This window comes from Streptomyces pseudoechinosporeus, from assembly GCF_054783935.1.
Genome location: NZ_BAAGPS010000026.1, coordinates 18,527 through 44,631 on the forward strand (window position 1 = coordinate 18,527; position 26,105 = coordinate 44,631).

Sequence of the window (26,105 nt, forward strand, 5' to 3'; positions counted from 1 at the left end):
GACTGGCAACCGAGCAGGCCCCGTACCGCTTACATGGGCATTCCCACCGTGCGAATGCCCCCGCTGCCGAACGGAGAACACAGCACGGCTCAGAGGACCTGCTGAACAACGAACGCCGGATCCAGCCCGAGCCCGCCATCGAGGAGTTCCAGATCTGAACGAACGCCTCACGCCACGACGGAACCCTCGTCGCGCAAGCAACGCCTGAATCCCGGCAAATAGCACTCCGCACTCGGCCCCGAACGCACATCCCGCGCTCGGGGCCGCCGCGTATCCAGACACAATCGGGCCACAAGCACTCTTGACTTGCCCCGTTTTCTTCCCATCTGCCCAGCCATGCCAAGGACCTGGCCGGTGTCGCTTTTTGCTCCGACGAGAGCAAAGCATTCAACAAGAACCGAGAGACAAATAAGGTCGACAAGACTCCCGTGAGCGACAACTCGTACGTCCTCTACAGCACCCGCCTGGAGAAGAACGAGCAGGGCGTCTGGCAGACCACGAAGCTCGAATCAAAACGGGGGAACAAGAAGTGCACGCCGTGAATAGTCATCGCAGGTCGTTCATAGTCGGCGCAGTTGCCGGAGTGATCCCCTGACGCCAACCACACGCCAACCACAGCGATGGCGGGATGGGGACCTGGCGTCGCATGCAGTCTGAACGCGTACCTCGGGTCGACCGCCTACAGAAACCGCCAGCAGAGGAAAACGTCATGGCGAACGCCCGAAGGACAAAAGGGCCTCTGCCTGGCCATACCGATTTCGAAGTATGCATTTCACCGGATCCGAATCAACAATGGAGTACCGCGAATCGCCAGGAGAGAAATCCCACTGAAGTACACGGAATCACCGGCACTACCGCTGACGCGCCTCGCGGCTCTTCCCCTTGCCCTTCTTGCGCAGCTTCCGCATCCGCTCCCGCTCACGCGCCTGGCGCTCCTCGGCACGAGCACTCCCCACGCGGTACGCGGCCCAACCGACAAGCATCGCGGTAGCCAGGCAGGCGATGAGTGCGCTGCCCGTCCCAGGGATGTACTCACAACCGTCGTCGTACGACGAACAATTCCGGCCAGGCAGAGAGGCGAAGATGTACATCACCATGGCGAATGCTCCTCCACCACAGACTGCTATGCCGGCGACGCGTCCTGCCCGCTGCGGCCGTGACTCCCCAGGATTGCGGGCAGAAAACCACCAGGCTCCGAGCGAGCCGAACACTACGATCAGCCCAGAGACAGCGCCGAACGACCACGAGCCACCCGGCCAGTCCAGTACCACCGGCGCCGTCTCCCGGACGAACCACTTCCACGTACCGAGGGCCACGACAATCACAGCGCCCAGGGCAATGACCACTCCGGCGAGTGCAAAGCCGTCCCTGGCCCGAAACCCGCTGCTGGACTCACTCATCATCAATCACGCCCAGTGCAGCGTTCCGGCAACTGTGTCGAACAGCTCCACCAGTTGGTCCGCCAGAGGGTCCATGGGTGTGGAGAAGTTCAGCATCAACCACCTCATAGTGGCCGGGATCGGTACGTAGTAAGTAAGCGTCGTGGTGGGGAGCGTATTGCCCATCTGGGTTGCCGGGTCCGCTGCTTGCCTGCGCCGATGGCGAACGGCGCTGCCCGCGGCCTCCAACAACACGACGCTTAGTTCGCCGTCTTCGCCGCCCCTATGACCACGCCGACCGGCCAGGTGCTCGGCCAGTTCCTCGGCATCCGAAATCTGGGGCCATTCGTCGGGTGCGGGGACACTGATCAGCAGTGAGGAAGCGAGCGGCATGGGACCAATGGTCAGGGTGGAAATATAGAGTTCTGTGCCACCGACCTTGTAGGCATCTTTCGCCTTCCGCTGCAGATCCCGCATGAACTCCTTCTTGATATGAGGAGCGTTCTCCACACCGCGGAACTGCCGGTCGGCGAGAGCGATGATGCCACGGTCACGATCTTCGGGATCAAGGGGAATCTGGAACCAGCCGTCAGGGACGATCAGGTTGTAGTCCAGAGGAGGTGAAGTGAAATCGCTGGCTGTCTTCATGCCGGTACAGGCTCACTTTGGAGGATTCGGGATGGAAGTGATCTCGTTGCCATCAGCGTCAAGGGGAACGAGTCGCATGGTGGACACCAACTCATCAGTGAGCTGGGTGAGTTCCTCGGTCTTTTGGACCGCCTCCCAAGTGACCGTGACAACAATGAGGCTGTTGAGCCCGGGAGGGAACACCGCGTACTTGACGAACTCTGAGAGGCGGCGACCGAACCCGAGCAGGCGCTTGGCTTTGAGCATCGCCTGGACCCTCACTGCGGGGCCGACCGGGAGATTGAGGTACGTGATCTCCGGTTCACTCGCCACCTCGGCGTTGGCCCAGTCCAGCAACATTGGCTGGACCTCCGCGGGCGTCGGTCGCGGTACGCCTTCCTCGCCATACGAGTCGACCTTGAGGTTGGCCAGCCCCACACCGTTTTCCGAGTAGTAGGCACCCGCGAGGATCGGACCGTCATCGTTCAGATCGACCGCCCGATCAACCATGTCGTCGAGGACTGCGCTCTTCTCGATCTCCAGGCTCAATGGATTGAGGCGATTCACGGTCTCCGTGGCCAGTTCCTTCGCTGCCGCCTTCGTGGCCTCGGGAAGTGTGAGATCTACCCATCCGGGCTGGAAGTCGAAACGGCATGCGTAGTCGTCGACGGCGCCGTCATCTTCTGGTGTGGTCATCTCGGTTCCCATCACAGGTTGTCTACTGTCAGGCCGACCAGCGTAATACCCGTGCCGATCGCCGACAGCTTCGTCGCCTTCTTGGAGATCTCGTTGACTGCTCCGAAGTTGTCGAGTCCTTTCGATGCCTGCTTGATCGTCTTGAGGTCGGAGGCCACTCCGGGATCAGCCAGCGACAACGACTTTCCAGCGCCGATCATACGGTTCCCTCCACCGCGCGAAGCGATCGTGTTCATCGCTTCGCTGTAGCTTCCGCCGCCCGGCTTCAGCGTCTTGAGGTTGCTGCTCCAGAAACTCTTCGAGAAGGGTTCGGTGAAGGGCTCCTTCAAGGACTGCAGCATATCCTTCTTACTCAGGCTCAGTTTTGTCCCAGCGATCTTGTTGAGCTTCTTCTGGTTACGCCCGATCTGCTTCGAGGTGGTAGCCTTCCCCGCTTTGCCCATGCGAGCGAGCGCGGTCTTCGCAAATTTTCCGGCAACCTTTGAGAATCCCTTGCCAACCCCAATCATGAGGAAGCCAAGGGCTGCAGTTGCCAGATCCGTCCAATCGGCGTTTCCCTGGAAGACTTGAACAAGTGTTGCCAAGGTGTTCACCAGAGTTGCAATCATGGCGATGGCACCCAGGACGCCAGCCAGCGCCTGCCCGATGACCGGAATCCAGCCGACCAGAAGGGACAGGATGCCAGCCCAGGTGGAAATGAAGTCGGTGACATCGGCGATCGTCTGAACCAGAGTGTCCCAGAAACCATCCTTCAATGAGTCATGGTTGATGACCGCATCGATCGACTCGCAGGCGCGCTTTGCAGCTTCGTCCCGGATCCTCTTAGCTTCATTGATCTTTTCCCTGGCTGCCTCGATCTCGTCGCCTGCAGCATCTCGCTGCGCCTCGATCTTCTTACGGTCGGCATCAGCCGACTCACCCTTGTCGGACTTCCTGTCGGAGAAGGCATCCAGGCTCTTCTGCGCAGCGCCCTTGCGCTCATCCGCGTCCCTGGCTTCCTTGAGCGCCGCGTCGGCGATCTCCTGGGCACGGTTCAGGTCGGATGCATAGTTCTTGGATTTAGCATGCAGCTTGTCCTGATAACCACCGCCGACCTCAGTCACCTCGGTGCCTATGGCATCAGCCGCTGTGTCGTACCGTTTGAAGGCAGCTTCAAGCTTCTTGACGTTGCCCTTGGCCTTCTCCCGGAACTCCTTTCCGGACTTGTTGTCCCAGGCATCGACCTCGGCGACGGCTTTGAGGTTTTTGATCTGGCGCTCAAGTTCATCGGCAGTCTTACGCAGCGTCTTACCCAGTGACACCATCCGGTCAGGATCCCCAGGAATAGGATCCCCGTCCGCCACCGGATGCCAATCACGCGGCCGTCCCCCCATGAACTATTTCCCCTTCTTCTTGGAGTCCTGAGCGCCCCGAATCGCCTCGGCCAACTGGTGATCAATATCCTCGTACGCCTGCGCTGCCGCCTTGGCGATCTTGGCCAGAGTATCTACCTCTTCCGTCAACTTCTTGCGACTGATCTCCCAGTTGTCCGCAAAATCTCCAAATTTGTCAGCAAGATCGCCATTGCCGAAATCTTCCTCGTATTTGCCGAGCTTCCCTATCCCATCAAACGCCTTCTTCACGTTGTTGAGACCCGTACCCATACTCCTGATCACTTCAAGGTCAAGCCGGGTGTGCTCGCCCTCGCCAGCCATGGCGCCCCCGTTGTGTCGATTTTTCGGAATCAAGCCAATATCAGTTCGAAGCGGGCCGGCGCGATGGGACACTTAGGCCCCACCGCACCGGAACGCACCTCAAGCCGGAGGCCTCAGCCCCCCTTAACCCCCCGAGCCAGCTCCTCGTCCAAGTTCTGGTAAGCCTCCTTGGCCTTGGTCAGGAACTTGGACATGCCCTCCAGGCCTTCCATGGCCTTCTTCGCACCCTTGGTGAAGTCCTTGAAGGACTCCTCGAAGGCCGCCGAGCCCTTCTGGGTGGTGTAGCCGCCGTTGTCGACCAGGGTCTTGATCCGGTCGTCGATGGAGTCGAGTTCGCCGTGCAGCCGCTCCATATCCCTCAGCAGCTTGCCGGCTTCCTTCTCGAGTTCGGCATATGTGATATCTGCGTCTTTGGCCATGACGGCTCCCTCCCGTTCAGATCGCCGCAGGGCCTTCCCCCGTGGCTCTGTTGTGCGGATCCCTGGGCCGTGCACTGGCCCATCCGCACGAGCAAAGAGCTTACGTGTGGGGCAGTTGGGATCAACAGCCCGGCTGAGCAACAGGTTCGTGACCGTCCTGCGGATCCCGTTGTCGCGGGTAAGGAGCGGGCGGCTATCGTCACTGCCACTGTGTTGTGCGTTCTGGGGGCGGCCTCAGCCCAGCGAGGAGGACGATCGTGCGCCTGAGTCTGACCGTCGTCGATCCGGTCGGCGGCGCCAGTACCGATGTGGTGCTCGATGCCGATCCGGAGTCGTCGATCGGGGACATAGCGCGGGAGTTGGCGCGGCATGTCGGTTTGTCCGAAGGTGCGCAGGTCATCCCCATCGGAGGGCGCCCCATGCCCGGCGGCGGTGGGGCGCCTCAGATGTTCGTCGACGGATACGCCGTGGACCCGAGCGCGAACATCGTCGCTTCGCCGATACGTGAGGGTGCCGTCGTCAGCCTGCACGACCCGGCCGGCTGTCTTCCCGGGGAGCCGACCGGTGTGGTGGAGCTGCGGGTGGTCAGCGGTCCCGCGGCCGGTGCCGTGCACCGGCTCGGGGTCGGGCGGTACGACATCGGCAGCGGCCCGGCCGCACAGCTCCGCGTCGACGATCCCGAACTCGCCCACCGCGCCGCGACGTTGTCGATCGCAATCGACGGCACCTGCAAAGTCACCCTTCATGGCGACAAGGGCGGCAAGGGTGATAACGGGGACAACGGCGACAACCGGCAGGACAGCAACAACAGGGACGACAAAGGCGATAAGAAGGGCGATAAGAAAGGCGGCCCGCGCCTCGACGGCGAAGAGTTCGAAGGCGGCGAATGGCCCCTCGGCGCCCAACTCGCCCTCGGCAATACATTGCTGGAAATTGCCGGATACACCCCACCGAATGCCGCATTGAAGTGGTCGGAAGACGGCGTCGGACTCGACTACAACCGGCCGCCACGCCTGCGCCCGCCCGAGCGCGAGACCAACTTCCGGCTGCCCTCGAAGCCCAGTGATTTCGAGGCGCGCCCGCTGCCCTGGCTGATGGCGCTGTTCCCGCTGGTCGGTGCCGTCGTCGCGGTCATGATCTTCGGCAAGTGGTACTACATGATCATGGCCGCGCTGAGCCCGTTCATGCTCTTCGGCAACTACTTCATGGACAAGAAGCACGGCCGGAAATCGCATGCGAAGCAGGTCAAGGAGTACAAGGAGCACAAGGCCCGTATCGAGAAGGACGCCCAAGAGGCCCTGCTCGCCGAACGGGTGGACCGGCGCCAGGCCATCCCCGACCCCGCCGCGGTGCTGGCCATCGGCACTGGTCCGCGTACCCGGCTGTGGGAACGGCGGCGCACCGACGCCGACCACCTGCTGGTGCGGGTCGGTACGGGACGGGTCCCGTCCGAGGTCGTCCTCGACGATCCGGAGCAGGACGACCACAAGCGTCACGTCACCTGGCACATCGAAGACGCGCCTGTCGCACTGCCGTTGAAGGATCTCGGTGTCATTGGCATCGCCGGGCCCGGTGACTCGACCCACGCTCTGGGACGGTGGGTCGTCGCCCAGACCGCGGTCCTGCACAGCCCGATGGACGTGCAGTTCTACGTACTGACCGAGAACGCGGCGCATCCGCGCTGGGACTGGGTGCGCTGGCTGCCGCATGCGCGTCCGTCGGGCGGCCAGGACATCAACCTGCTGATCGGTACGGACTCCGAGACCGTCGGCGCCCGCGTCGGTGAGCTCACCCAGCTGCTGGACGCGCGCCAGAAGGCCTTGAAGGAGTCCGGGAACCAGGCCGGTTTCAGCGACCCCGACGTCGTCGTCGTATGGGACGGGTCGCGTCGGCTGCGCTCGCTGCCCGGTGTCGTACGGCTGTTGCGTGAGGGTCCGGCCGTTTCGATGTACGCGATCTGCCTGGACGAGGAGGAGCGGTTCCTGCCCGGCGAGTGCCAGGCCGTGGTCGTCGCCGAGCCTCGTCCCACCGAACAGACCGCCGCCGCGGGGGCTATGACCCCGCAGGTCGCCGGGGGCGCAGCCGGTGGGGGCGGCGGGTTCCCGTCCTTCCAGGCCTGGCACCGGGCGGACGAGCAGGGGCAGCAGGGCCAGGAGCAGGCACTCGAGCTGCGACTGCGAGTCGAGCAGAGCGGTGCCCGTCGCATGAGTGACGTACGGCCTGATTTCGTGTCACCGGCCTGGTGCGCGCGGCTGTCCCGCTCGCTGTCTCCCGTGCGTGACATCAGCGGTGAGACCGAGGACTCCGCGCTGCCCGCCTCCAGCCGGCTGCTCGACGTTTTGCAGCTGGAGCCGCCGACGAGTGACGCGATCACGGCCCGCTGGCGGATGGGCGGGCAGTCGACGATGGCCGTCGTCGGTGAGTCGTACGACGGTCCCTTCGGTATCGACATGAGGCGCGACGGTCCGCACGGTCTGATTGCCGGTACGACGGGTTCGGGTAAGTCGGAGCTGCTGCAGACCATCGTCGCGGCGCTCGCCGTCGCCAACACCCCCGAGAACATGACGTTCGTGCTCGTCGACTACAAGGGCGGCTCGGCGTTCAAGGACTGCGTGAAGCTGCCGCACACCGTCGGCATGGTCACCGACCTGGACGCGCACCTCGTCGAGCGCGCCCTGGAATCGCTCGGCGCCGAGCTGAAGCGACGTGAGCACATCCTCGCCGCGGCCGACGCCAAGGACATCGAGGACTACCAGGACCTCGTACGACGCGATCCCTCGCACCCTCCCGTGCCCCGACTGCTCATCGTCATCGACGAGTTCGCGTCCATGGTCCGTGACCTGCCGGACTTCGTCACCGGCCTGGTCAACATCGCCCAGCGAGGCCGCTCCCTCGGCATCCATCTGCTCCTCGCCACACAGCGGCCCAGCGGTGTCGTCTCGCCCGAGATCCGGGCCAACACCAACCTGCGTATCGCACTGCGGGTGACCGACGGCAGCGAGTCCAGCGACGTCATCGACTCGCCCGAGGCCGGGCACATCTCCAAGAGCACACCCGGCCGCGCGTACGTGCGTCTGGGGCACGCCTCCCTCATCCCCTTCCAGTCCGGCCGGGTCGGCGGACGCCGCCCCGGGGCCGCCGACCCGCAGACGCTCGCTCCGTGGGCCGGTCCGCTGACCTGGGAGGACCTGGGACGCGCCGCGCTGCAGAAGCCCAAGGCGGAGGCGCGCGAGGAAGAGGAGATCACCGACCTCAAGGTGCTGGTCGATGCCGTACGGGGCGCCAATCAGACCATGGGCATTCCGGCGCAGCACAGCCCCTGGCTGCCCGCGCTGGAGGAGACCCTGCTCCTGGACGACATTCCGCAGGTCCGGAGCGCGGGTGCGCTGTCGGCCGCCCCGTACGGCGTGGAGGACCTGCCGGGAGAGCAGGCCCGCCGCCCGGTGGCCGTGGACTTCGCGACCTTCGGGCACCTGCTCGTCGGTGGCGCTCCGCGCACCGGACGCTCCCAGCTGCTGCGCACTATCGCGGGTTCACTGGCCCGTACGCACTCGGCGGCCGACGTCCATCTCTACGGGATCGACTGCGGCAACGGCGCCCTCAACGCGCTGACCCGCCTGCCGCACTGCGGTGCCGTCGTCGGACGTAATCAAGTGGAGCGGGTCGTACGGCTCTTCGCGCGGCTGTCCGGTGAACTCACCCGCCGCCAGGACCTGTTCGCCGAGAAGGGGTTCGCCGACATCGGGGAGATGCGGGCCTCCGTCGCGGAGGACGAGCGACTGCCGCACATCGTGCTGCTGCTGGACCGCTGGGAGGGCTGGCTGCCCACGCTCGGCGAGTACGACCACGGTGATCTGACCGACCAACTCATGGCCATGATGCGGGAGGGCGCGAGCGTCGGCATCCACATCGTGATCACCGGTGACCGCCAGATCCTGGCCGGCCGGATCTCCTCCCTGACCGAGGACAAGTACGGTCTGCGGCTGGCGGACCGCGGTGACTTCTCGATGCTGGACATCAACTCCCGCAAGGTTCCCGAAGAGATCCCGCCCGGACGCGCCTTCCGGAACGAGACGGCCACGGAGACGCAGTTCGCCCTGCTCTCCGACGACACGACCGGCCAGGGCCAGGCCGCCGCGCTGGTCGCCATCGGCGAGGCCGCCGCGGCACGGGATGCGGGCCTCCCGCGCTCCCGCCGCCCCTTCCGCGTCGACGTCCTGCCGAGCCGGATCTCCTTCGCCGACGCCTGGGCGATGCGCGATCCGGAGACGACCGGGTCCCCGCTGTGGGCCCTGGTGGGCGTCGGCGGTGACGAGATCACCGCGTTCGGCCCCGACCTCGCTCAGGGGACGCCCGCCTTCGTGATCGGCGGCCCCGCCAAGTCCGGTCGCAGCACGGTGCTGCTGAACTTCGCGCGCTCGTACCTCACTCAGGGCGTACGTCTCGTCGTCGCGGCGCCGCGGCAGTCCCCGCTGCGCGAACTGGACGGCCAGGAAGGCGTCTTGAAGGTCTTCACCGGCAACGACATCGAGACCGACGAGCTGGAGGAGGCCATCGGCTCGGCAACTCCGGAGCAGCCCATCGTCGTCCTCGTCGACGACGCCGAGGTGCTGGACGACTGCGACGCGGAGGACGTCTTCGAGCGCATCGTGAAACGCGGCACGGAGGACGGCGTGGCCGTCGTCATCGCCGGTGACGAGGAGGAGATCTGCGACGGCTTCTCCGGCTGGCAGGTCGACGCGAAGAAGGCCCGCCGCGGGATTCTGCTGTCGCCGCAGGACTCGTCCGCCGGCGAGTTGATCGGCATCCGTACGACCCGGAGCATGGTCGGCGGTCCCATCGCGCCGGGCAAGGGGATGCTGCACCTGGGCAGCGGGGAGCACATGACGGTCACGACGCCCATGTAGGACCGCCGGCTTCCCTTCAGCTGGTCTGCCGGCGGTGGTTCGTCACACCGCCGGCAGCGCGTAGACCTCGTAGCCGTGCGTCGCCAGCAGTCGGTTGCCCGCGTTGGCGAGCTGCCACGGCTCTCCCGGGCTCTTGTTGTCGTTGTAGACCCAGCGGGTCTTGCCGGTCCTGGCGTTCATGGCGAAGATGCCGCCGTCGTCCTCGTCCGAGGCCCCGTAGAGGGTTTCGCCCGCGCGAAGGAACCGCGTCGGGGCCTCGTCGGCGCCCGGCTCCTCGCTCAGCCAGACCTTCTTGCCGGTCTTGACGTTGACGGCCCATACGCCGCCGTCGTGGTCGCCGGCGTAGAGGACACCGTCGATGACGGTCGGATTGTCGAAGCCGCCGCGACCGTTCGGCGGCAGCGTCCAGCGGGTCCTGCCGGTCTCGGTGTCGACCGCTTTCAGGTTGTCGCCGGGGAGGAGGACCAGACCCGCGCCGGGGGCGATCGTGGGCGTCCAGCTCCAGTCGTCGCCGATCTTCTTGGTCCACAGCTGGGTGCCGGTGGCCGTGTCGCGGACGGTGAGGTTGTAGTTGGAGTCCGCGTAGACGAGGTACTTTCCGTCGACGGTGCCCTCGACGTCGTAGTCGTCGGTACCCCAGTCGCGCTTCTGCAGCCACGTCTGCCTGCCCGTGCTGTGGCTGATGGCCGCGACACCGGTGCGGTAGTCGGTGGCGCTGCGGGAGTCGCTGAAGTCGGTCACCGTGACGTACACGTTCTTCGCATCGACGGCGATCGTCTTCTCGACCTTCAGGTCCTTGCCGAGGCGGCTGCGCCAGGCCTCCTTGCCCGTCGTCACGTCGAGCGCCTTGAGTACGCCGCTCGTGTCGGTGTCGGCCATGAAGAGCCTGCCGCCGGCCAGCAGCAGCGGGGCGCCGAACGGCAGCACGTCCTTGCGGGTCCAGCGTGCCTTCCCAGTCTTCACGTCGTACGCCACCAGCGGATCACCGCTGATCAACAGCAGCCCCTTGTGCGTCAGCAGGGGCTTGGTGGTGCTGATGCTGTCCTCCGCCACGGACTCGTGCCACAACGCCTGCGGGGCCGTGCCCGCGGGGGGTGTCGTGAAGTTCTCCGCCGCGGGCTCGGCCGCTCCTCCGTTGCCGTCCGCCGTCGACGCCCCGGTTGCGTCGCCGTCGTCGCGGGTCAGCAACCAGGCCGTGGCCGCACCTGCGGCGGCTACGCCCGCGACGCCGCCGCCGGCCGCGAGGCCGACGAAACGGCGGCGGGACGGGGGCGCGGGTTCGGAGGGCATGGGTGCCGACGGTGGTGTGCCCCCGTTGAGGACGGTCGGGGGCGGGCCGAAGCTCGGCGGAGCCGTGGGGTGGGCAGGGGGTGCGCCAACTGGCATACCAATGCTGGGAGTTGATGGATACCCGTACCCGCCCGGGGTTGACGGATACCCGTAGGCACCCGCGGTCGGAGCCACCGGCGCCACCCCGTCCGATGGCGTCTCCAGGTCCAGGATTCCCGCCGCATGCGTGGCAATCGTCGAGGCCACCGCCGACGGCAGCCAGTCCCTGAACAGTCCGTCGACGCCCTGCGGAGCCAGGGCCCGCACGATCTCCGCCGGAGCCGGCCGCTGAGCTGGGTCCTTCATCAGGCAAGCGCGGAACAACCCGGTCAACGACTGCGGTACGCCCGTCAGGTCCGGCTCGCCATGAACGATCTGGTAGAGCATCGCGGCGTGCGAGGCGGCGCCCTCCCCGAAGACATTGCGGCCCGTTGCCGCGAAGGCAAGCACGGCACCGAGCGAGAAGACGTCTCCAGCGGTCCCGACGTCCTGCCCCAACGCCTGCTCGGGCGGCATGTAGCCGGGCGAGCCGACCACAACTCCCGTCTGCGTCATACGGTTTCCGTCCACCGCGCGGGCGATGCCGAAGTCGATGACGCGGGGGCCGTCCGCCGCCAGCAGGACGTTGGAGGGCTTGAGGTCGCGGTGGATCAGACCCGCAGCGTGGATTTCCTGGAGGGCGGCAGCGAGGCCCGCTCCCAACGCGCGGACCGTGTGCTCCGGGAGAGCGCCGTGTGCCTCCACCACATCGGTGAGGTCGGGGCCGAGGACGTACGAGGTCGCGAGCCACGGCAGCGACGCGTCCGGAGCCGCGTCCACGACCGGTGCCGTATAGCGGCCGGAGACCGCGCGGGCTATCTCCACCTCGTGCTGGAAGCGGCGGCGGAAGTCGACGTCGGCCGCCAGCTCCGGTCGTACGACCTTCACCGCGACCGTGCGGCCGCCCGGCGAACGAGCGAGGTAGACGCGACCCATGCCCCCCACACCGAGCCTCCGCAGCAGCCGATAGCTGCCCAACTCCCGCGGATCGTCCGGCTGCAGTGTCTCCATGGTCGGGCCTTCCCCGTTTCCTCGTCCGCGCGGTGTTTTCGTTCACTTGTTTGCAGACACAGTAGTAATGGGTGTGACTGGTGGGAGTAGTCGGGGACGGCAGGGGAGACGAACGGTGAGCGGATCGGCCAGGCCGAAGCGGAGGCGGGCGGCGGGGGCTGCCTTGCGGTACGAGCCTGTGCGGGGGCGGGTGGCGGTGTCGCGCGGGCCGGAGCGGGAGCCGAAGGTGACGTGGGATGCCGTTCTTCGGTGGCTGGTCCACATCACCCTCTTCCTCGAAATGGCCGGGCTCTGTTTCGTGACGATCTTCTGGGTTCGTAACCATGTCTGGGGCGGTCCCGCCCTCGCCTGGCCCGGAGGCCCGTACGGTCTGGCCGCGACCGCCGGCCTTCTCGTGCCCCTCACCATCGCCGCCCTGGTCGTGACGCTGACGCGGGTGAAGTGGCCGGAGGACAAGGTGGGTTCGCTGAAGTGGATCGCCGCTTCGTTACCCGGGCAGGCCATGGCCGCGCTGCTCGCCGTGGTGCTCTTCACGGCGATGCGGCCCAGGCGCGGTCGCGGTCTCGACTGCTACAGCGAGGGCGGCGCCTGCTGGCTCCGTGAGGAGTATCCGTACGTCTGGGCCATCATCTGGGGCACCGCGCTGCTCTCCGGCGCGGCAGTGCTCGGCGGGCGCTTCCTGCACCGCCGCCGGAAGGCTGCTACTTGACCCTGTTCATCCGAGCCACCGGATCCCCCGCCTCCTCGTTGTCCGTCTCGTACCTCAAGTCGTCGTCCACCGGAATCAGGCGGACCTCGTGGCGGCCCATCACGCACACGGCGTCCTTGGACTTCTTGGCGACGCTGGTGGCGGTGATCTGTTGGGGGGTGGCCTTCTTGAGGATGAGTACGGTGTCGCAGTGGCCGCCGATCAGGTCGGTCTGGCGGAACGTGGCGAACTGTTCGCCCACGCCGGCCTGGCGGACCGTGACGCGGAACTTGCCCATGGGGAGGGTGCCGTTGAGGGCTACGCCGTCGCCTTCCCAGGTGCCGAGGTAGCGCTGGGGGACAGCCGCTCCGGTGGCCGGTGCGGACGTGGGCGCGGCGGACGCGCTCGGCCTCGCCGCCGTGTCGTCGGCCGCGTTCCCGCCGCCCTCCGAAGCTCCGCCCGGCAGCAGGTCGAAGACGAACACCGAGCCGAACGTCACCGCCGCCAGCGCTCCCGCGACCGCCAGCGCCACCGTGCAACTCAGCTTGCGCCCACGGCCGCCCGCACCCGGCACGGACGTCGCGGCCACGGAGACGGACAGCTTCCCCGGAGCGGGAGCGGAAGAGGGACCGGGGCCGGGGCCCAATCCCCCGCGACCGTCAGCCTCGCGCCGCTCCGGAACGTACGTCGGCGCCCCCGCCACCTCCGCGGCCCGCTCAGCCTGCACCGACCGCCCAGCCCCGTCCGCCCCCACCCCGTACGAAGGATCCGGCGGCCCGAACTCCCCAGCGGGAACCGACCCGTTGGCCTCCGCCCCCACCGAAGGACTACCGACCGAAGGACGACTGAACCCCACCACCCCCGAAGCCTCATCCACTCCCGTAGCCTCAAGGTTCAGCAACTGCACCGCACTTCGGCTGACCTGCTCCACCAACGGCCCCGGCAGCCACCCCGCCGCCACCAACCGCGCCGCCCCCTCCGGCGCGAGCCGCGCGGCGAGCGAGGCCGGAGACGGACGCTCGCCCGGGTCCTTGGACAGACAGGCCGCGACCACATTACGCAACTCCCCCTCCAGGGAGCCGAGTTCGGGTTCCTCGTGTACGACCTTGTAGAGAAGGGAGGCCGAGGAGTCGCCGGGAAAGGGGGGCGCCCCGATTGCCGCGTACGCCAGTACCGCCCCCAGCGAGAACACGTCCGCCGCCCCCGTGACCCCCTTGCCGAGGATCTGCTCCGGTGACATGTAACCGGGCGAGCCGACCGACACACCCGTGGACGTCAGGGACGCCGTGCCGTCCGTCGCTCGCGCGATGCCGAAGTCGATGAGCAGCGGGCCGTCCAGCGTCAGGAGTACGTTCGAGGGCTTGACGTCGCGATGTACGAGCTCCAGGCCGTGCACCGCCGACAGCGCCTCCGCCAGGCCCGCCCCCAGGACCCGTACGGAATGTTCCGGCAGTGGACCGGCGTCCGCGACCGCCGCGGCGAGCGAGGGTCCTGCGGCGTACGCGGTCGCCACCCATGGGATCGAGGCGTCCGGGTCTGCGTCGAGGACCGGTGCCGTGTACGCGCCGCCCACCCGCCGCGCCGCGTCGACCTCGCGGCGGAACCGGGCGCGGAACTCCTCGTCGAGCGCGAAGTGCGGATGCACGATCTTGACCGCGACGGTACGGCCGCCCGCGCTGCGGCCCAGATAGACCCGGCCCATCCCTCCCGAGCCGAGCCGGCCGAGCAGCCGGTAGGGCCCCACCGTGGTGGGTTCGCCGACATCGAGCGGCTGCATGGCGTGTGCCTCCCCCGTACGCGCTCCACTCCCACCAGCAGGGTAGGGGCTGTCCTACGGCTCCAGCAGAGCCACCTTCACATCCGCCGGGAAGCCGGTCGTCGGGCCGACCCGGCGGGCGAACTCCGTGACGGCCTCCAACTGCGGCCCGCCGAAACGGAAGTCGAGCGTCGTGAAGTAGTTCTCCAGAACGCTCTCGTCGAAAGCCTCCCAGCGCGCCGCCTGCTCGGCGACCTTGCCGACCTCCTCCAGCGACAGGTCCCTGGACGCGAGAAAGGCCTCGTGGACCTTGCGCGTGACGACCGGCTCGCGTTCCAGGTACTCGCGGCGGGCCGCCCAGACCGCGAAGACGAACGGCAGGCCCGTCCACTCCTTCCACAGCGTGCCCAGGTCGTGCACGGCGAGTCCGTACTGCGGCCCGTCGAGCAGGTTGGCGCGCAGCGCCGCGTCCCCGATGAGTACGGCGGCCTCGGCCTCACGCATCATCAGGGCGAGGTCGGGCGGGCAGGTGTAGTACGAGGGCTGTACGCCGAACCGCTCGGCCAGCAGCAGCTCCGCGAGCCGTACGGACGTGCGCGAGGTCGAGCCGAGGGCGACGCGGGCGCCGTCCAGGTCCTCGAGCGGGACCTGGGAGACGATCACGCACGACATCACCGGGCCGTCGCAGCCGACCGCGATGTCGGGGAAGGCGACCAGGTCGTCGGCGTGCTTGAGGAACTCGACGAGCGTGATGGGCCCGATGTCGAGATCGCCCTGCACCAGCTGCTCGCTGAGCTTCTCCGGGGTGTCCTTGGTGAGCTCGAAGTCGAGAAGCGTCCCCGTACGGGCGAGCCCCCAGTACAGGGGCAGGCAGTTCAGGAACTGGATGTGGCCGACGCGCGGCCGGGTGCGAGAATTGTCCACATCGCGAGGCTAGACCCTTTGGGGTACGGTGCAGGCTTCGGGTCCCGGAGTGGTGCAGAGCGATTCCGGAAACCATCTCGGCCTCTTGTGTCAACCCCCGTGACACCCCGCCGCCTTCCTTACGTCAACCCATCGGGCGAACTGCTCAAACATCCGGGTGACGTGATCTTGCTCCCTATTGCTTCCGGCTGCCCGCGTGCTAGGCTCGGCCGCAAGTTGCAGTTTGGTTTCCCTTGCAGTACAGAGCCTGCGGAGCGCATGTAACCGCGGGCTCTCGTCGTATTCAGACGAATGCAGTTGTTTACACAATCGCTGGTTCTGGAGCAGGGCAACCCTTTGGGCCCAAGGAGGGCTTATGGCTACCGGAACCGTGAAGTGGTTCAACGCCGAAAAGGGCTTTGGCTTCATCGCCCAAGAAGGCGGAGGCCCCGACGTCTTCGTCCACTACTCCGCGATCAACGCGAGCGGCTTCCGCTCCCTCGAAGAGAACCAGGCGGTTACCTTCGACGTCACCCAGGGTCCGAAGGGCCCGCAGGCGGAGAACGTCACCCCCGTCTGATCCTTCGGCTTCAAGAGCGAACGCTCTGATGCTCTGATCTCCGGAACGAGCGCAGTACCCAAGGAGCCCCGCCACCATTTGGTGCCGGGGCTCCTGCCTTTGCCTCCGGCGGCGCCTACCGGGGTGGTGTGTTGGGATCGTGCGCGGCTGCGGGTTCGTTGTGGCTTGTCGCGCAGTTCCCCGCGCCCCTTGGGGGCCTGCGGCCCCCTCGGGCGCAGTGGCGTCTCGCGCCGCCCTACCGCTCGTACAGCCCCTCGATCTCCGCCGCGAAGTCCCGCGCGATCGCATCCCGCCGGAGCTTCATCGTGGGGGTCAGGTGGCCCGCCTCCTCGCTGAAGCGTCCCGGCAGAATGGCGAAGCGGCGTATCGACTCCGGGCGGGAGACCAGCTTGTTGGCCTCGTGGATCGCTCGTTGGAGGATGGTGTTCAACTCCTCGTCTTCGACGAGGAGTTCGGCGGGCACCGCAGGTTTGTGGTTCATCTGGCGCCAGTGGGCGATGCCGTCCTGGTCGAGGGTGATCAGGGCGCTGACATACGGGCGACCGTCGCCGAGGACCATGCACTGGGCGATCAGAGGGTGGGAGCGGAGCCAGTCCTCCAGGGGGGCCGGGGCCACGCTCTTGCCGCCGGCCGTGATCAGGATTTCCTTCTTGCGGCCGGTGATCATGAGGTAGCCCTCGTCGTCCAGAGCGCCGATGTCGCCCGTCGCGAACCAGCCGTCGGGTGCGGCGGGAACGACTCCGCCCGCGTGCGGGTCCCAGTAGCCGCGGAAGACATGGCCGCCGCTCAGCAGGATCTCCCCGTCCGCGGCGATACGGACCCGGGTGCCGGGCATGGGCCAGCCCACCGTGCCCAGGCGGGGTTTGAGGGGTGGGGTGATCGTTGCCGCCGCCGTCGACTCCGTGAGGCCGTAACCCTCGTAGATCTCTATGCCCGCGCCGGCGAAGAACGCCGCGAGGTCGCGGCCGAGCGGGGAGCCGCCGCAGATGGCGTAGCGGACGCGGCCACCCAGGGCGTTGCGAATGCGGCGGTAGACGAGGGGGTCGTAGAGGGAACGGGCCGCGCGGAGGGAGCGGGTCGGACCCGGGCCCATGCCGTGCTGCTGGGCCTCGATCGCCTCCCCGTACGCGCGGGCGACGCGGGCCGCGCGGTCGAAGGACGAGGCACGGCCCATGCGCTCGGCGGTCGCGCGGCCCGTGTTGAAAACCTTCTCCAGGACGTACGGGATGGCCACGAGGAACGTCGGCTTGAACGAGGCCAGGTCGGTGAGCAGTTCCTCGGAACCGATGCCCGGGGCGTGCCCCAGCCGGACGCGGGCGCGCAGACAGCCGACCGCGATCATGCGGCCGAAGACGTGGGAGAGGGGGAGGAAGAGGAGGGTGGCCGCCGGTTCGTCGGTGCGGGACCTGAAGGCCGGGTAGAGGTGTTCGATGGCGTTGTCGACCTCGGCGAAGAAGTTGCCGTGGGAGAGGGCGCAGCCCTTGGGGCGGCCGGTCGTACCCGAGGTGTAGATGATCGTGGCGAGGGTTCCCGGCCCCAACATGCCGCGGCGTACGGCGACTTCCGGGTCCGGCACGTTCCGGCCCGACTCGGCGAGCCGTTCCACGTGCCCCTTCTCGAAGACCCACACATGCCGCAGATCCGGGATCCGTTCCCGCTCCGGGCCCAGCGCGGCGGCCTGCGCGGCGTCCTCGACGGCGAGCGCGACGGCCCCGGAATCCTGGAGGATCCAGCGGGTCTGGAAGAGGGACGAGGTCGGGTAGATCGGCACGGTCACCAGGCCGGCGGCCCAGGCCGCGAAGTCCAGCAGCGTCCACTCGTACGTCGTACGCGCCATGATGGCGATCCGGTCGCCCGGCATCAGCCCCTCGGCGATCAGTCCCTTGGCCAGCGCCAGCACTTCGTCCGCGAACGCGTTCGCCGTCACGTCCACCCAGTCGCCGTCCGGCCCCTTGCGGCTCAGTACGACATCGGCGGGGGCCGCGCTCGCGTTGTCGAACGGGATGTCCGCGAGGGATCCGTGCCTGACCGGAGCGACGAGCGGCGGCACCGCCGCCTCCCGTACGACACCGTCCAGCCGCTTGATGTCCGGCTCGACGAGCGCGGGGGCGGGAGTGGAGGACTTCCTGGCGGACATGGGGCGGCTCCTTGTCGTCATGCCTGTGGGGGAGGGTGTTCCGAGTCGGCTCACTCATCACGCATCACAAGGGGCGGTCCCCCACGGGTCCCATGGGTCCCCATGGGTGCTACGGGGCTGATCAGGCTGGTGTTCATCGGGGGGTGAGCCTTCAACGTACGCATTACGACGTACACGGGTGCCGTCAGCGAACCGTCTTCACCAGCGACGACGCCACCCTCCACAACATTCACAGGCGCCGGGGTACGTCTCGACCTCTTCCTGACCTCTGAGTAATCTTACTCCGGAGTAAGATTCATGATGGTGCCGATCGGGAGCGTGACCCGCATGCACACCCAGACCCTCGCCGCCTCCCCCGCCCTCACTCCCCTCCTCGCCCGTGGCGCCCTCCTCTCCCCCTTCAAGCGGCCCCGGCGCGGCGGTGCGGTCGCGCCCCCGACTCGCCTCGTACTCCCCGGCGTTCGCATCGACCTCGCCAAGCTCGCCGGGTACGAGCGCGTCTGCGGGTACGGCGTGGGCGCCGACGCGCTGCCTGTGACGTATCCGCATGTGCTGGGGTTTCCGCTGGCCATGCGGCTGATGAGTGCGCGGGCGTTTCCGTTGCCGTTGCTCGGGCTGGTGCACACGGCCGTCGAGATCGTCCAGCGGGAGGCGCTGCCGGCCACTGGGGAGTACGAACTCCACGTCTACGTCGAGGGGTTGGCGCCGCATCGGCGCGGGACCGAGGCGACCCTCGTCACCGAGGTTCGGGGCGGCGGCAGCCTCGTATGGGAGTCGAGGAGTACGTATCTCGCGCGGCATCGGACTTCGCAGACTTCGCATCGGACCTCGCAGACCTCGCAGACCTCGCAGACCAAGGCGCACGCCGGGCCGCCCTCGCCGCCGGGCGAGGTCCGCAAAGCCCTTCCCGCCATCGCCGAGTGGCGGCTCGGTGGGGATCTCGGGCAGCGTTACGGGGCGGCTTCCGGGGACCGGAACCCGATCCATCTGTATCCGCTCACGGCACGGCTCTTCGGGTTCCGGGGGCCGATCGCGCACGGTATGTGGAGCGTGGCGCGCTGTCTCGCGGAGCACGGTGTTCCCGAAGTCGTGTGCGTCAAGGCCGAGTTCAGGGCGCCGGTGCTGCTGCCGGGGGTGGTGACGTACGCGGCGAAGGGGGGTGCCTTCGAGTTGCGTGGGGAAGGGGAGCGTGTCCATCTCATGGGCGAGGTACGGCCCCTGGCGTGAGGGGTTCCTGGCGAGGCACACCCCTGGCGTGACGCGTTACGACTTCGGTGGTGTCCAGGCCCGCCCGTCCATCAGGTTCCCGAGGCCTGCCCAGGCGAAGTTCATCAGCGTCGCCGCCGCCTGCTTGGCCGAGACGCCGGGCGTCGTGTTGGCCCAGGCGGCAAGGGACTCGGCCGCACCGACCAGGGCCTCGGCGAGGCCGGCGACCTCGTGCTCGGCACGCTCGGCCGGCGCCGGGTTGCGGTGGGCCTCACGGGCGGCCACCGCTATCAACTGGGTGACGAACGCGACGAGTTCCTCCCGCATCGCGGTGACCTCGGCGGCGAACGGCTCGCCGTGCGTACGGGCCTGGAGGTGCAACACCGCCCAGCCGTCAGGGTTCTGCAAGGTGTGCGCGAAGAACGCCAGCAGGCCTTCCCAGAGCTGGCGGTCGGCGGGCAGGTCGGTCCGCACGCCGGCGCGTACGGCGTCGGTGAGCGCCTTGGCCTCGCGCCGAATACAGGCGGTGAAGAGCTCGTCCTTCGAGTTCAGGTACAGATACACCAACGGCTTGGACACACCCGCGAGTTCAGCGATGTCGTCCATCGACGCGGCCATGTACCCACGCTGCCCGAAGATGTGCACGGCCGCGTCCAGCATCTGCTGTTCACGCACCGCCCGCGGCATCCGCTTGCTCTTCACAGCACCCATGTGGGTTAGCGTACGGTCCCCACGCCGAGGGCGTGTCGCCGTCAGTTACGAAGGCTGGCCCTGCGCCCCGCCGCGTGCCGCGTCGTCGGCGATGTCCTCCTGGGAACGGTTGCGCTCCAGGTTGGCCTTGGTCCGGTCCACCCGCTCGACGATCTTCGCGGAGGCACGGTCGCGTTCCTTGCGCAGGACCACGAAGCTGATCGGGGCCGAGAGCAGGAGGGCGAGCAGGACGATCCACATGCCGTTGGAGTCGCCGAGGCCGCGCGGGGCGATGCCGGAGTAGACGAGGCCCCAGACGACCACGAGGCAGCCCGCGAAGATTCCGAGGCGCATCAGTGTGTAGCGGAGCATCTCAATCCACTCTTCCCGTTCGAACGTTCCCAAAGGGCACCCTCCAGTCAAGCACGTTCTGTCTGTGAGCTTGCAGGGGGCCTCCATGGCCTCAGGGGAGTGGCCTCAGTCGAGGCGGGTGAGCGGCAGCAGCATCGTGATGTCGTCGCGGTCGTCGCCGGGTGCGACGCGGATCGCGCCGGGTACGCGGCCGACCTCCTTGTAGCCGCAGGAGGCGTAGAACCGCTCGAGTCCGAGTCCGCCGCGGCAGGTGAGCCGTATCGCCTCGATGCCCTCGAAGCCGCCGGCCGCCTCCGCGGCAGCTGCGAGCAGGTCGCGCCCGTAGCCCTTGCCCTGGTGCTTCGGGTGCACCATCACGGTGTACAGCCACACCCAGTGCGTCATCAGCCGGTGCGTGTTGAAGGCGAAGAAGGCGGTCGCGGCGACGGCACCCTCCTCGTCCCGGCCGACCAGCAGCCGCATACGGCCCTCGCTCATCGCGGCGAGGTGCTTGATGAGTTCCGGGCGGATCGCGTCGGTGGTCACGGGCGGCACGAAGCCGACGGCGCCGCCCGCGTTGGTGACGTCGGCCCAGAGGTGGAGGAGGCCGTCGCGCAGGGCGGGGTCCACGGAGGGGTCGAGGGTGAACGTAAGGGGCATGGGGCAAGGTTATCTATTACTGCGTACGCGGCTCAAGGGCATTCGGAGGACCGGGCGTCCTGTCCGCTTGGCCTGCGCCCTCTCCGCTTGGCCTGCCCTCGTTGGCCTGCGCTCAGTCCAGTGCCCTTGCCGCCACCTTCAGGTCGGAGACCAGCCCTTGGTACACCGCCTCGCGGTCGTCGGCGCGGAGGGCGGCGGAGGGGTGGATGGTGGCGACCAGGCGGGTCTGGCGGCCGTGGATCTCCTCCTCCAGGAGCGTTCCGCGCTGCTGGGTGACGCGGAACGAGGAGCCGAGCAGCGCCTTGCCCGCGGTGGCGCCGAGTACGACGATCAACTCCGGGTCCACCACGGCCAGTTCGGCGGCGAGCCAGGGGCCGCAGGCCGTCATCTCGCGCAGGGTGGGTGACTTGTGGATACGGCGCTTGCCGGGGCCGGAGGAGGTGAACTTGAAGTGCTTGACGGCGTTCGTGACGTACGTCTGGCCTGGGTCGATGCCCGCCTCGGCCAGGGCCCGGTCGAGCAGGCGGCCCGCGGGGCCGACGAACGGTTTCCCCTGGCGGTCCTCCTGGTCTCCCGGCTGCTCTCCGACGATCAGCACCCGGGCGTCGGTGTCGCCGTTGCCGAACACGGTCTGTGTGGCGTCCCGGTGCAGTGGGCAGCCCCGGCACTCGGCGGCGGCTTTCCGCAGGGCGGGCAGGGTGCGGCGCTCCGGCACGAACGGCTCCGCCGTGTACGCGTCCTCGGGCATCTTGGGCTCTTTGGGCGCCTTGGTGCTGGCCACGCTGCGCGAGTACCCGCCCGTAGGGAGCCTCACACGCGATCTTTCTGAGGCGTCCCACGGAGCCGCGGGAACGTTGCCTCCCCACTCGGGCGAGTGACGCTACCGTCGTAACGGGAACATCTGAGAGCGCCACCCCTCACGATCACTTCCATGGGAGCAGTCATGGCCGCCGAGGCACACACCGGGCAGCACACGCGCGCCACTCCTGAGAACTGGATGTTCCCGCCCGAGGAGGGCTGGACCTGGGACCAGGTCAAGGAGCTGGACGTCCCGTTCGACTGGGAACTCGTGGATGGGAAGATCGTGGTACGTGGGGTTAGCAGCTGGTGGCACGACCAGGTCCGGGACAAGCTGTACTTTTCACTGGAACTCGCCAAGCGGCCGCCGTACGCCGTTAACGTCGAGCGCTGGACGCAGCTCGACGACGGCAACGTCCCCAAGCCGGACATCCTCGTGTACGACAAGACCGGGATCGACATCCGCACCCTGGACTGCACGCCGGTCTCGTGCGTGGTTCTCGCCATTGAAGTGGTGTCCCCCGGCTCGCGCGGAATGGACCGTTTCCACAAGCCCGCCTTGTATACCGAGGCCGGGATCGCCCACTACTGGCGGGTCGAGCGCGGCGAGGACGACATTCCGGTCGTGCACCAGTTCTGGATCGAACTGGACAGCGGGGTCATCGTCCCTCGGCCGGACCGGCCCGTACACACGGACAAGCTCACCACCGAGGTCCCCTTCCCCGTCGACATCGACCTTCGCAAACTGATCGAAGTCTGACCTCCCTGCGCACTGAGCCGCGCAAGGTGGGAGGGGGCGGACCACCCTCCCACCTGAAAGGCGGGTGGGAGGAAAGAAACGATCACACCCGCATCGGCTGAGGCGACTCGCGACGCGACGCGTCCGGCCCCTCGTACTCGCGGATGATCTCGTACCGCGTGTTCCGTTCCACCGGGCGGAAGCCCGCGTCCCTGATCAGGTCCAGCAGGTCCTCGCGGGTCAGCTTGTTGGGCGTGCCGTAGTTGTCGGCGTCGTGGGTGATCTTGTACTCCACCACCGAGCCGTCCATGTCGTCGGCGCCGTGCTGGAGGGCCAGCTGGGCGGTCTGGACGCCGTGCATGACCCAGAAGACCTTGACGTGCGGAACGTTGTCGAAGAGCAGACGGGAGACCGCGAAGGTCTTCAGAGCTTCCGCCCCGGTTGCCATCTGGGTGCGCGCCTGGAGGCGGTTGCGTACCTTGCCGTCCTTCACGTCGACGAAGTCGTGCTGGTAGCGCAGCGGGATGAAGACCTGGAAGCCGCCCGTCTCGTCCTGCAGTTCACGAAGCCTGAGCACGTGATCGACCCGGTGCTTCGGCTCCTCGATGTGGCCGTACAGCATCGTGCAGGGGGTCTTGAGGCCCTTGGAGTGAGCCAACCGATGAATCCGCGACCAGTCCTCCCAGTGCGTACGGTGGTCGACGATGTGCTGGCGTACCTCCCAGTCGAAGATCTCCGCACCGCCGCCGGTCAGCGATTCCAGACCGGCCTCGATCAGCTCGTCCAGGATGTCGGACGCCGACAGGCCCGAGATCGTCTCGAAGTGGTGGATCTCCGTCGCCGTGAAGGCCTTCAGAGAGACGTTCGGGAGCGCCTTCTTCAGCTCGCTCAGCGACCGCGGGTAGTAACGCCACGGCAGATTCGGGTGCAGGCCGTTGACGATGTGCAACTCGGTGAGGTTCTCGCCCTCCATCGCCTTGGCGAGGCGTACGGCCTCCTCGATACGCATCGTGTACGCGTCCTTCTCGCCCGGCTTCCGCTGGAACGAGCAGTACGCACACGACGCCGTGCACACGTTCGTCATGTTGAGGTGCCGGTTGACGTTGAAGTGGACGACGTCACCGTTCTTACGGGTTCGCACCTCGTGGGCGAGCCCGCCCAGCCAGGCCAGGTCGTCCGACTCGTACAGCGCGATGCCGTCCTCACGGGTCAGCCGCTCACCGGCCCGGACCTTCTCCTCCAGCTCGCGCTTGAGCCCGACGTCCATGCTCTACCTCTCCCTGCCCGACAACTCGGTCAACCGTACTCCCCCACCCTTCGGGCGGGAGGTGCCCCCATACGGCGCTCCGCGCCTAACGACTTACGCCTCTTCCGGCAGCTCTCCGACCCGGTTCTCCCACTTCGTGGAGAGCACGATCGTCGTACGCGTACGAGACACGCCCTTCGTCCCCGACAGCCGCCGAATCGTCTTCTCCAGGCCGTCCACGTCCGGCGCCCGGACCTTGAGCATGAACGAGTCGTCGCCCGCGATGAACCAGCAGTCCTCGATCTCGTTCAGGTCCCGCAGTCGGTGCGCGACGTCCTCGTGGTCGGCGGCGTCGGAGAGCGAGATGCCGATCAGGGCGGTGACGCCGAGGCCGAGCGAGGTGGCGTCGACCGTCGCGCGGTAGCCGGTGATGACGCCGGCCGCCTCCAGGCGGTTGATGCGGTCGGTGACGCTGGGTCCCGACAGTCCGACAAGGCGTCCCAGCTCCGCATAGGAGGCCCGGCCGTTCTCCCTGAGGGCCTGGATGAGCTGCCTGTCCACCGCGTCCATGCGATCGATAGCCTTCCGCTGAAGAGTTCCTGAAGTCCTGAAAGTGATGAAGTGCTGCGTGGGTACTGCGAGTTGCTCAGATGGTGCGTGAGCCGCCGAGTTCGCCCTCCCAGCGGCGGTAGAGCGTGTGCTCGACGCCCGCCGCGTCCAGCACCCGCCCGGCGACGAAGTCGACGAGGTCCTGGATGTGGGTGGCGCCCGCGTAGAACGCCGGGGACGCCGGCAGTACGGTCGCGCCCGCGTCGTCCAGGGTCACCAGGTGCCGCAGGGTCTGCCCGTTCAGCGGGGTCTCGCGGACGGCGACGACCAGCTTGCGGCGCTCCTTGAGCGTGACACTCGCGGCGCGTTGCAGCAGGTCCTTCGAGAGGCCGAGCGCGACCCCGGCGACACAGGCCGTGGACGCGGGCACGATGAGCATGCCCTTCGAGGGGTACGAGCCTGAAGACGGCCCCGCTGCCAGGTCACCGGGGCTCCAGTGCCGTACGTCATGGGCCCGGATGTCGAAGGTGCCGGGCTTGCCGTCCGCGCCACGGGCCAGCCATTCGCGCAGGTCCTCGTCCCAGTGGGCGTCCCGGAAGCTGATCCCCGTCTCGTCCAGCAACGTCAGCCGCGAAGCCCTGCTGACGATCAGGTCGACGCTTTCCCCCGCATCCAGAAGCGCACGCAGCACGGCAGCGGCATACGGCGTACCGGACGCACCGGAGACCCCCACGATCCAAGGCGTGCGCTGCGTCTGTCCTGGCTTCATGGTGCCGAGCCTATCCGGCGGCCGGAAGTGGGAATGGACTGGGAACGGAGTCGGGGGCACGGCCGTTAATCTGACAGAGCCGGGCGACTGGTGCGCCAAGCGCTCCGCTGGAAGTGCAGTAGTGAGGCTGCGGGCCGGTGGGGGCTGGTCGCGCCCGCGCGGCGGAGCCGCATATGTCACGGCCCCGCGCCCCTAACGGTGCGCTTAGACGCGACAGATACTTTCAACGGGTGCGGGCGGCGGTACGGGCGGACGATGGGGGACGGCAATGGCTGGTAAGGACGTCAGTTGGACCCGGAGCGACCGGGGTTGGTCGCAGGGCGAGCGGGCGAAGACGGCCGCCAAGTTGATGGTGGGCTGGGTGGCCCTGCTGTGGCTGCTCGAAGTGGTCGACGTGATCACGGGCCACTCGCTGGACAGCCTCGGGATCACTCCGCGCGAGCCGTCGGAGCTGGTCGACATCGTGCCGGCTTCGTTCCTGCACTTCGGCTTCGCCCACCTGGCGGCGAACACCGTTCCGCTGCTGGTCCTCGGTTTTGTCGCGGCCCTCGGCGGGCTGCGCCGTTTCGCCGCCGTGTGCGCACTGATCATCGTCGCCGACGGCCTGGGTGTCTGGCTCATAGCCCCGGCGCACAGCAACACCGCGGGCGCCTCCGGCCTGGTCTTCGGCCTCTTCGGCTACCTGATCGTGACGGGTTTCGTGGAGCGCCGCCCGCTCGGCATCCTGACCGGCCTGCTTGTGGGCGCCGTCTGGGGCACCTCGATCCTGGCGGGCCTGGCCCCGACCCAGACGGGCGTCAGCTGGCAGGGCCACCTGATCGGGCTGATATCGGGGGTGGCGGCGGCGTTCGTGTTCCGGCGGCGGGCGACTCCGGCGGGGCTCGCGTCGTAGGGGCGCGGACAGGGTGCCCTCCGCACGCCGAGGCGGCGCC

At 67.7% G+C, this 26,105-nt stretch carries 23 protein-coding genes; 6 read left to right on the top strand and 17 right to left on the bottom strand.

What is annotated here, in order from left to right:
- Positions 1 to 851: 851 nt before the first annotated feature.
- The 6 genes from ACYVO6_RS27650 to ACYVO6_RS27675 form a co-directional block, all read right to left on the bottom strand.
- A complete protein-coding gene (locus tag ACYVO6_RS27650; protein WP_461065732.1) occupies positions 852 to 1,097 on the bottom strand; it encodes a hypothetical protein in 246 nt (81 codons plus the stop codon).
- A gap of 309 nt (positions 1,098 to 1,406) precedes the next feature.
- A complete protein-coding gene (locus tag ACYVO6_RS27655; protein WP_461065734.1) occupies positions 1,407 to 2,027 on the bottom strand; it encodes a hypothetical protein in 621 nt (206 codons plus the stop codon).
- Between the two features lie 12 nt (positions 2,028 to 2,039).
- A complete protein-coding gene (locus ACYVO6_RS27660) occupies positions 2,040 to 2,714 on the bottom strand; it encodes a hypothetical protein (protein WP_461065736.1) in 675 nt (224 codons plus the stop codon).
- Positions 2,714 to 4,006, bottom strand: a complete 1,293-nt coding sequence (locus ACYVO6_RS27665) for a hypothetical protein (protein WP_461065738.1) — start codon at positions 4,004 to 4,006, stop codon at positions 2,714 to 2,716. Before ACYVO6_RS27665 ends, ACYVO6_RS27660 begins: the two co-directional genes overlap by 1 nt.
- Positions 4,007 to 4,078: 72 nt before the next feature.
- Entirely contained in the window at positions 4,079 to 4,468 is a 390-nt protein-coding gene (locus tag ACYVO6_RS27670) for a hypothetical protein (protein WP_461065740.1), read from the bottom strand.
- 41 nt (positions 4,469 to 4,509) lie between these two features.
- Positions 4,510 to 4,815, bottom strand: coding sequence for a WXG100 family type VII secretion target (locus ACYVO6_RS27675; RefSeq protein ID WP_461065742.1), 306 nt, complete (start codon positions 4,813 to 4,815; stop codon positions 4,510 to 4,512).
- 257 nt (positions 4,816 to 5,072) lie between these two features.
- Here ACYVO6_RS27675 and ACYVO6_RS27680 point away from each other — a divergent pair, with 257 nt between their 5' ends.
- Positions 5,073 to 9,722, top strand: a complete 4,650-nt coding sequence (locus ACYVO6_RS27680) for an FtsK/SpoIIIE domain-containing protein (RefSeq protein WP_461065744.1) — start codon at positions 5,073 to 5,075, stop codon at positions 9,720 to 9,722.
- A 42-nt stretch (positions 9,723 to 9,764) separates the two neighbouring features.
- Here the strand turns inward: ACYVO6_RS27680 and ACYVO6_RS27685 are convergent, their stop codons facing one another.
- Complete coding sequence (locus tag ACYVO6_RS27685) at positions 9,765 to 12,101, bottom strand: serine/threonine-protein kinase (RefSeq protein ID WP_461065746.1); 2,337 nt, start codon at positions 12,099 to 12,101, stop codon at positions 9,765 to 9,767.
- 226 nt (positions 12,102 to 12,327) lie between these two features.
- Here ACYVO6_RS27685 and ACYVO6_RS27690 point away from each other — a divergent pair, with 226 nt between their 5' ends.
- A complete protein-coding gene (locus ACYVO6_RS27690; RefSeq protein ID WP_461065748.1) occupies positions 12,328 to 12,810 on the top strand; it encodes a hypothetical protein in 483 nt (160 codons plus the stop codon).
- Here the strand turns inward: ACYVO6_RS27690 and ACYVO6_RS27695 are convergent.
- Both ACYVO6_RS27695 and ACYVO6_RS27700 read right to left on the bottom strand, forming a co-directional pair.
- On the bottom strand, positions 12,803 to 14,566 hold the full coding sequence (locus ACYVO6_RS27695) for a serine/threonine-protein kinase (protein ID WP_461065750.1): 1,764 nt from the start codon (positions 14,564 to 14,566) through the stop codon (positions 12,803 to 12,805). The genes ACYVO6_RS27690 and ACYVO6_RS27695 overlap by 8 nt on opposite strands.
- Before the next feature lie 54 nt (positions 14,567 to 14,620).
- Positions 14,621 to 15,469 carry a menaquinone biosynthetic enzyme MqnA/MqnD family protein gene (locus tag ACYVO6_RS27700; RefSeq protein WP_461065752.1) on the bottom strand — a complete coding sequence of 283 codons (849 nt, stop codon included), beginning with the start codon at positions 15,467 to 15,469 and terminating at the stop codon, positions 14,621 to 14,623.
- Positions 15,470 to 15,824: 355 nt separating this feature from the next.
- Here ACYVO6_RS27700 and ACYVO6_RS27705 point away from each other — a divergent pair, with 355 nt between their 5' ends.
- Positions 15,825 to 16,028, top strand: a complete 204-nt coding sequence (locus ACYVO6_RS27705) for a cold-shock protein (RefSeq protein WP_033319512.1) — start codon at positions 15,825 to 15,827, stop codon at positions 16,026 to 16,028.
- 235 nt (positions 16,029 to 16,263) lie between these two features.
- Here ACYVO6_RS27705 and ACYVO6_RS27710 read toward each other — a convergent pair whose 3' ends face one another.
- Positions 16,264 to 18,165 carry an AMP-dependent synthetase/ligase gene (locus ACYVO6_RS27710; protein ID WP_461065754.1) on the bottom strand — a complete coding sequence of 634 codons (1,902 nt, stop codon included), beginning with the start codon at positions 18,163 to 18,165 and terminating at the stop codon, positions 16,264 to 16,266.
- Positions 18,166 to 18,492: 327 nt separating this feature from the next.
- Here ACYVO6_RS27710 and ACYVO6_RS27715 point away from each other — a divergent pair, with 327 nt between their 5' ends.
- Positions 18,493 to 19,392 (top strand): MaoC/PaaZ C-terminal domain-containing protein, encoded by a 900-nt coding sequence (locus tag ACYVO6_RS27715; RefSeq protein ID WP_461065756.1) that lies wholly within the window; start codon positions 18,493 to 18,495, stop codon positions 19,390 to 19,392.
- A 36-nt stretch (positions 19,393 to 19,428) separates the two neighbouring features.
- Here ACYVO6_RS27715 and ACYVO6_RS27720 read toward each other — a convergent pair whose 3' ends face one another.
- From ACYVO6_RS27720 to ACYVO6_RS27735, 4 genes are all read right to left on the bottom strand, one after another.
- Positions 19,429 to 20,082 (bottom strand): TetR/AcrR family transcriptional regulator, encoded by a 654-nt coding sequence (locus ACYVO6_RS27720; protein ID WP_461065758.1) that lies wholly within the window; start codon positions 20,080 to 20,082, stop codon positions 19,429 to 19,431.
- A 45-nt stretch (positions 20,083 to 20,127) separates the two neighbouring features.
- Complete coding sequence (locus tag ACYVO6_RS27725; protein WP_461065760.1) at positions 20,128 to 20,433, bottom strand: DUF4229 domain-containing protein; 306 nt, start codon at positions 20,431 to 20,433, stop codon at positions 20,128 to 20,130.
- 105 nt (positions 20,434 to 20,538) lie between these two features.
- A complete protein-coding gene (locus ACYVO6_RS27730) occupies positions 20,539 to 21,072 on the bottom strand; it encodes a GNAT family N-acetyltransferase (RefSeq protein ID WP_461065762.1) in 534 nt (177 codons plus the stop codon).
- Positions 21,073 to 21,184: 112 nt separating this feature from the next.
- Positions 21,185 to 21,820 (bottom strand): UdgX family uracil-DNA binding protein, encoded by a 636-nt coding sequence (locus tag ACYVO6_RS27735; protein WP_461065983.1) that lies wholly within the window; start codon positions 21,818 to 21,820, stop codon positions 21,185 to 21,187.
- 183 nt (positions 21,821 to 22,003) lie between these two features.
- On the opposite strand from ACYVO6_RS27735, the gene ACYVO6_RS27740 reads away from it, so the two are divergent.
- On the top strand, positions 22,004 to 22,630 hold the full coding sequence (locus ACYVO6_RS27740; protein ID WP_461065764.1) for a Uma2 family endonuclease: 627 nt from the start codon (positions 22,004 to 22,006) through the stop codon (positions 22,628 to 22,630).
- A gap of 82 nt (positions 22,631 to 22,712) precedes the next feature.
- On the opposite strand, the gene mqnE is transcribed toward ACYVO6_RS27740, so the two are convergent.
- From mqnE to ACYVO6_RS27755, 3 genes are all read right to left on the bottom strand, one after another.
- Entirely contained in the window at positions 22,713 to 23,876 is a 1,164-nt protein-coding gene (gene mqnE / locus ACYVO6_RS27745) for an aminofutalosine synthase MqnE (protein WP_461065766.1), read from the bottom strand.
- Between the two features lie 93 nt (positions 23,877 to 23,969).
- Positions 23,970 to 24,425, bottom strand: coding sequence for an Lrp/AsnC family transcriptional regulator (locus ACYVO6_RS27750; protein WP_033319506.1), 456 nt, complete (start codon positions 24,423 to 24,425; stop codon positions 23,970 to 23,972).
- Positions 24,426 to 24,501: 76 nt separating this feature from the next.
- A complete protein-coding gene (locus tag ACYVO6_RS27755; protein WP_461065769.1) occupies positions 24,502 to 25,173 on the bottom strand; it encodes a UbiX family flavin prenyltransferase in 672 nt (223 codons plus the stop codon).
- A 268-nt stretch (positions 25,174 to 25,441) separates the two neighbouring features.
- Here ACYVO6_RS27755 and ACYVO6_RS27760 point away from each other — a divergent pair, with 268 nt between their 5' ends.
- A complete protein-coding gene (locus tag ACYVO6_RS27760; protein ID WP_461065771.1) occupies positions 25,442 to 26,065 on the top strand; it encodes a rhomboid family intramembrane serine protease in 624 nt (207 codons plus the stop codon).
- Positions 26,066 to 26,105: the final 40 nt, after the last annotated feature.

Bases quoted from the DNA above. Each gene is read 5' to 3' on its own strand.
- ACYVO6_RS27665 (WP_461065738.1), bottom strand. From the start codon at position 4,006: ATGGTGTCACTGGGTAAGACGCTGCGTAAGACTGCCGATGAACTTGAG.
- ACYVO6_RS27760 (WP_461065771.1), top strand. From the start codon at position 25,442: ATGGCTGGTAAGGACGTCAGTTGGACCCGGAGCGACCGGGGTTGGTCG.
- ACYVO6_RS27750 (WP_033319506.1), bottom strand. From the start codon at position 24,425: ATGGACGCGGTGGACAGGCAGCTCATCCAGGCCCTCAGGGAGAACGGC.
- ACYVO6_RS27675 (WP_461065742.1), bottom strand. From the start codon at position 4,815: ATGGCCAAAGACGCAGATATCACATATGCCGAACTCGAGAAGGAAGCC.
- ACYVO6_RS27685 (WP_461065746.1), bottom strand. From the start codon at position 12,101: ATGGAGACACTGCAGCCGGACGATCCGCGGGAGTTGGGCAGCTATCGG.
- ACYVO6_RS27660 (WP_461065736.1), bottom strand. From the start codon at position 2,714: ATGGGAACCGAGATGACCACACCAGAAGATGACGGCGCCGTCGACGAC.
- ACYVO6_RS27710 (WP_461065754.1), bottom strand. From the start codon at position 18,165: ATGTCCGCCAGGAAGTCCTCCACTCCCGCCCCCGCGCTCGTCGAGCCG.
- ACYVO6_RS27695 (WP_461065750.1), bottom strand. From the start codon at position 14,566: ATGCAGCCGCTCGATGTCGGCGAACCCACCACGGTGGGGCCCTACCGG.
- ACYVO6_RS27735 (WP_461065983.1), bottom strand. From the start codon at position 21,820: ATGCCCGAGGACGCGTACACGGCGGAGCCGTTCGTGCCGGAGCGCCGC.
- ACYVO6_RS27705 (WP_033319512.1), top strand. From the start codon at position 15,825: ATGGCTACCGGAACCGTGAAGTGGTTCAACGCCGAAAAGGGCTTTGGC.
- ACYVO6_RS27650 (WP_461065732.1), bottom strand. From the start codon at position 1,097: ATGGTGATGTACATCTTCGCCTCTCTGCCTGGCCGGAATTGTTCGTCG.
- ACYVO6_RS27725 (WP_461065760.1), bottom strand. From the start codon at position 20,433: ATGCTCCGCTACACACTGATGCGCCTCGGAATCTTCGCGGGCTGCCTC.
- ACYVO6_RS27715 (WP_461065756.1), top strand. From the start codon at position 18,493: ATGCACACCCAGACCCTCGCCGCCTCCCCCGCCCTCACTCCCCTCCTC.
- mqnE (WP_461065766.1), bottom strand. From the start codon at position 23,876: ATGGACGTCGGGCTCAAGCGCGAGCTGGAGGAGAAGGTCCGGGCCGGT.
- ACYVO6_RS27755 (WP_461065769.1), bottom strand. From the start codon at position 25,173: ATGAAGCCAGGACAGACGCAGCGCACGCCTTGGATCGTGGGGGTCTCC.
- ACYVO6_RS27730 (WP_461065762.1), bottom strand. From the start codon at position 21,072: ATGCCCCTTACGTTCACCCTCGACCCCTCCGTGGACCCCGCCCTGCGC.
- ACYVO6_RS27655 (WP_461065734.1), bottom strand. From the start codon at position 2,027: ATGAAGACAGCCAGCGATTTCACTTCACCTCCTCTGGACTACAACCTG.
- ACYVO6_RS27720 (WP_461065758.1), bottom strand. From the start codon at position 20,082: ATGGGTGCTGTGAAGAGCAAGCGGATGCCGCGGGCGGTGCGTGAACAG.
- ACYVO6_RS27740 (WP_461065764.1), top strand. From the start codon at position 22,004: ATGGGAGCAGTCATGGCCGCCGAGGCACACACCGGGCAGCACACGCGC.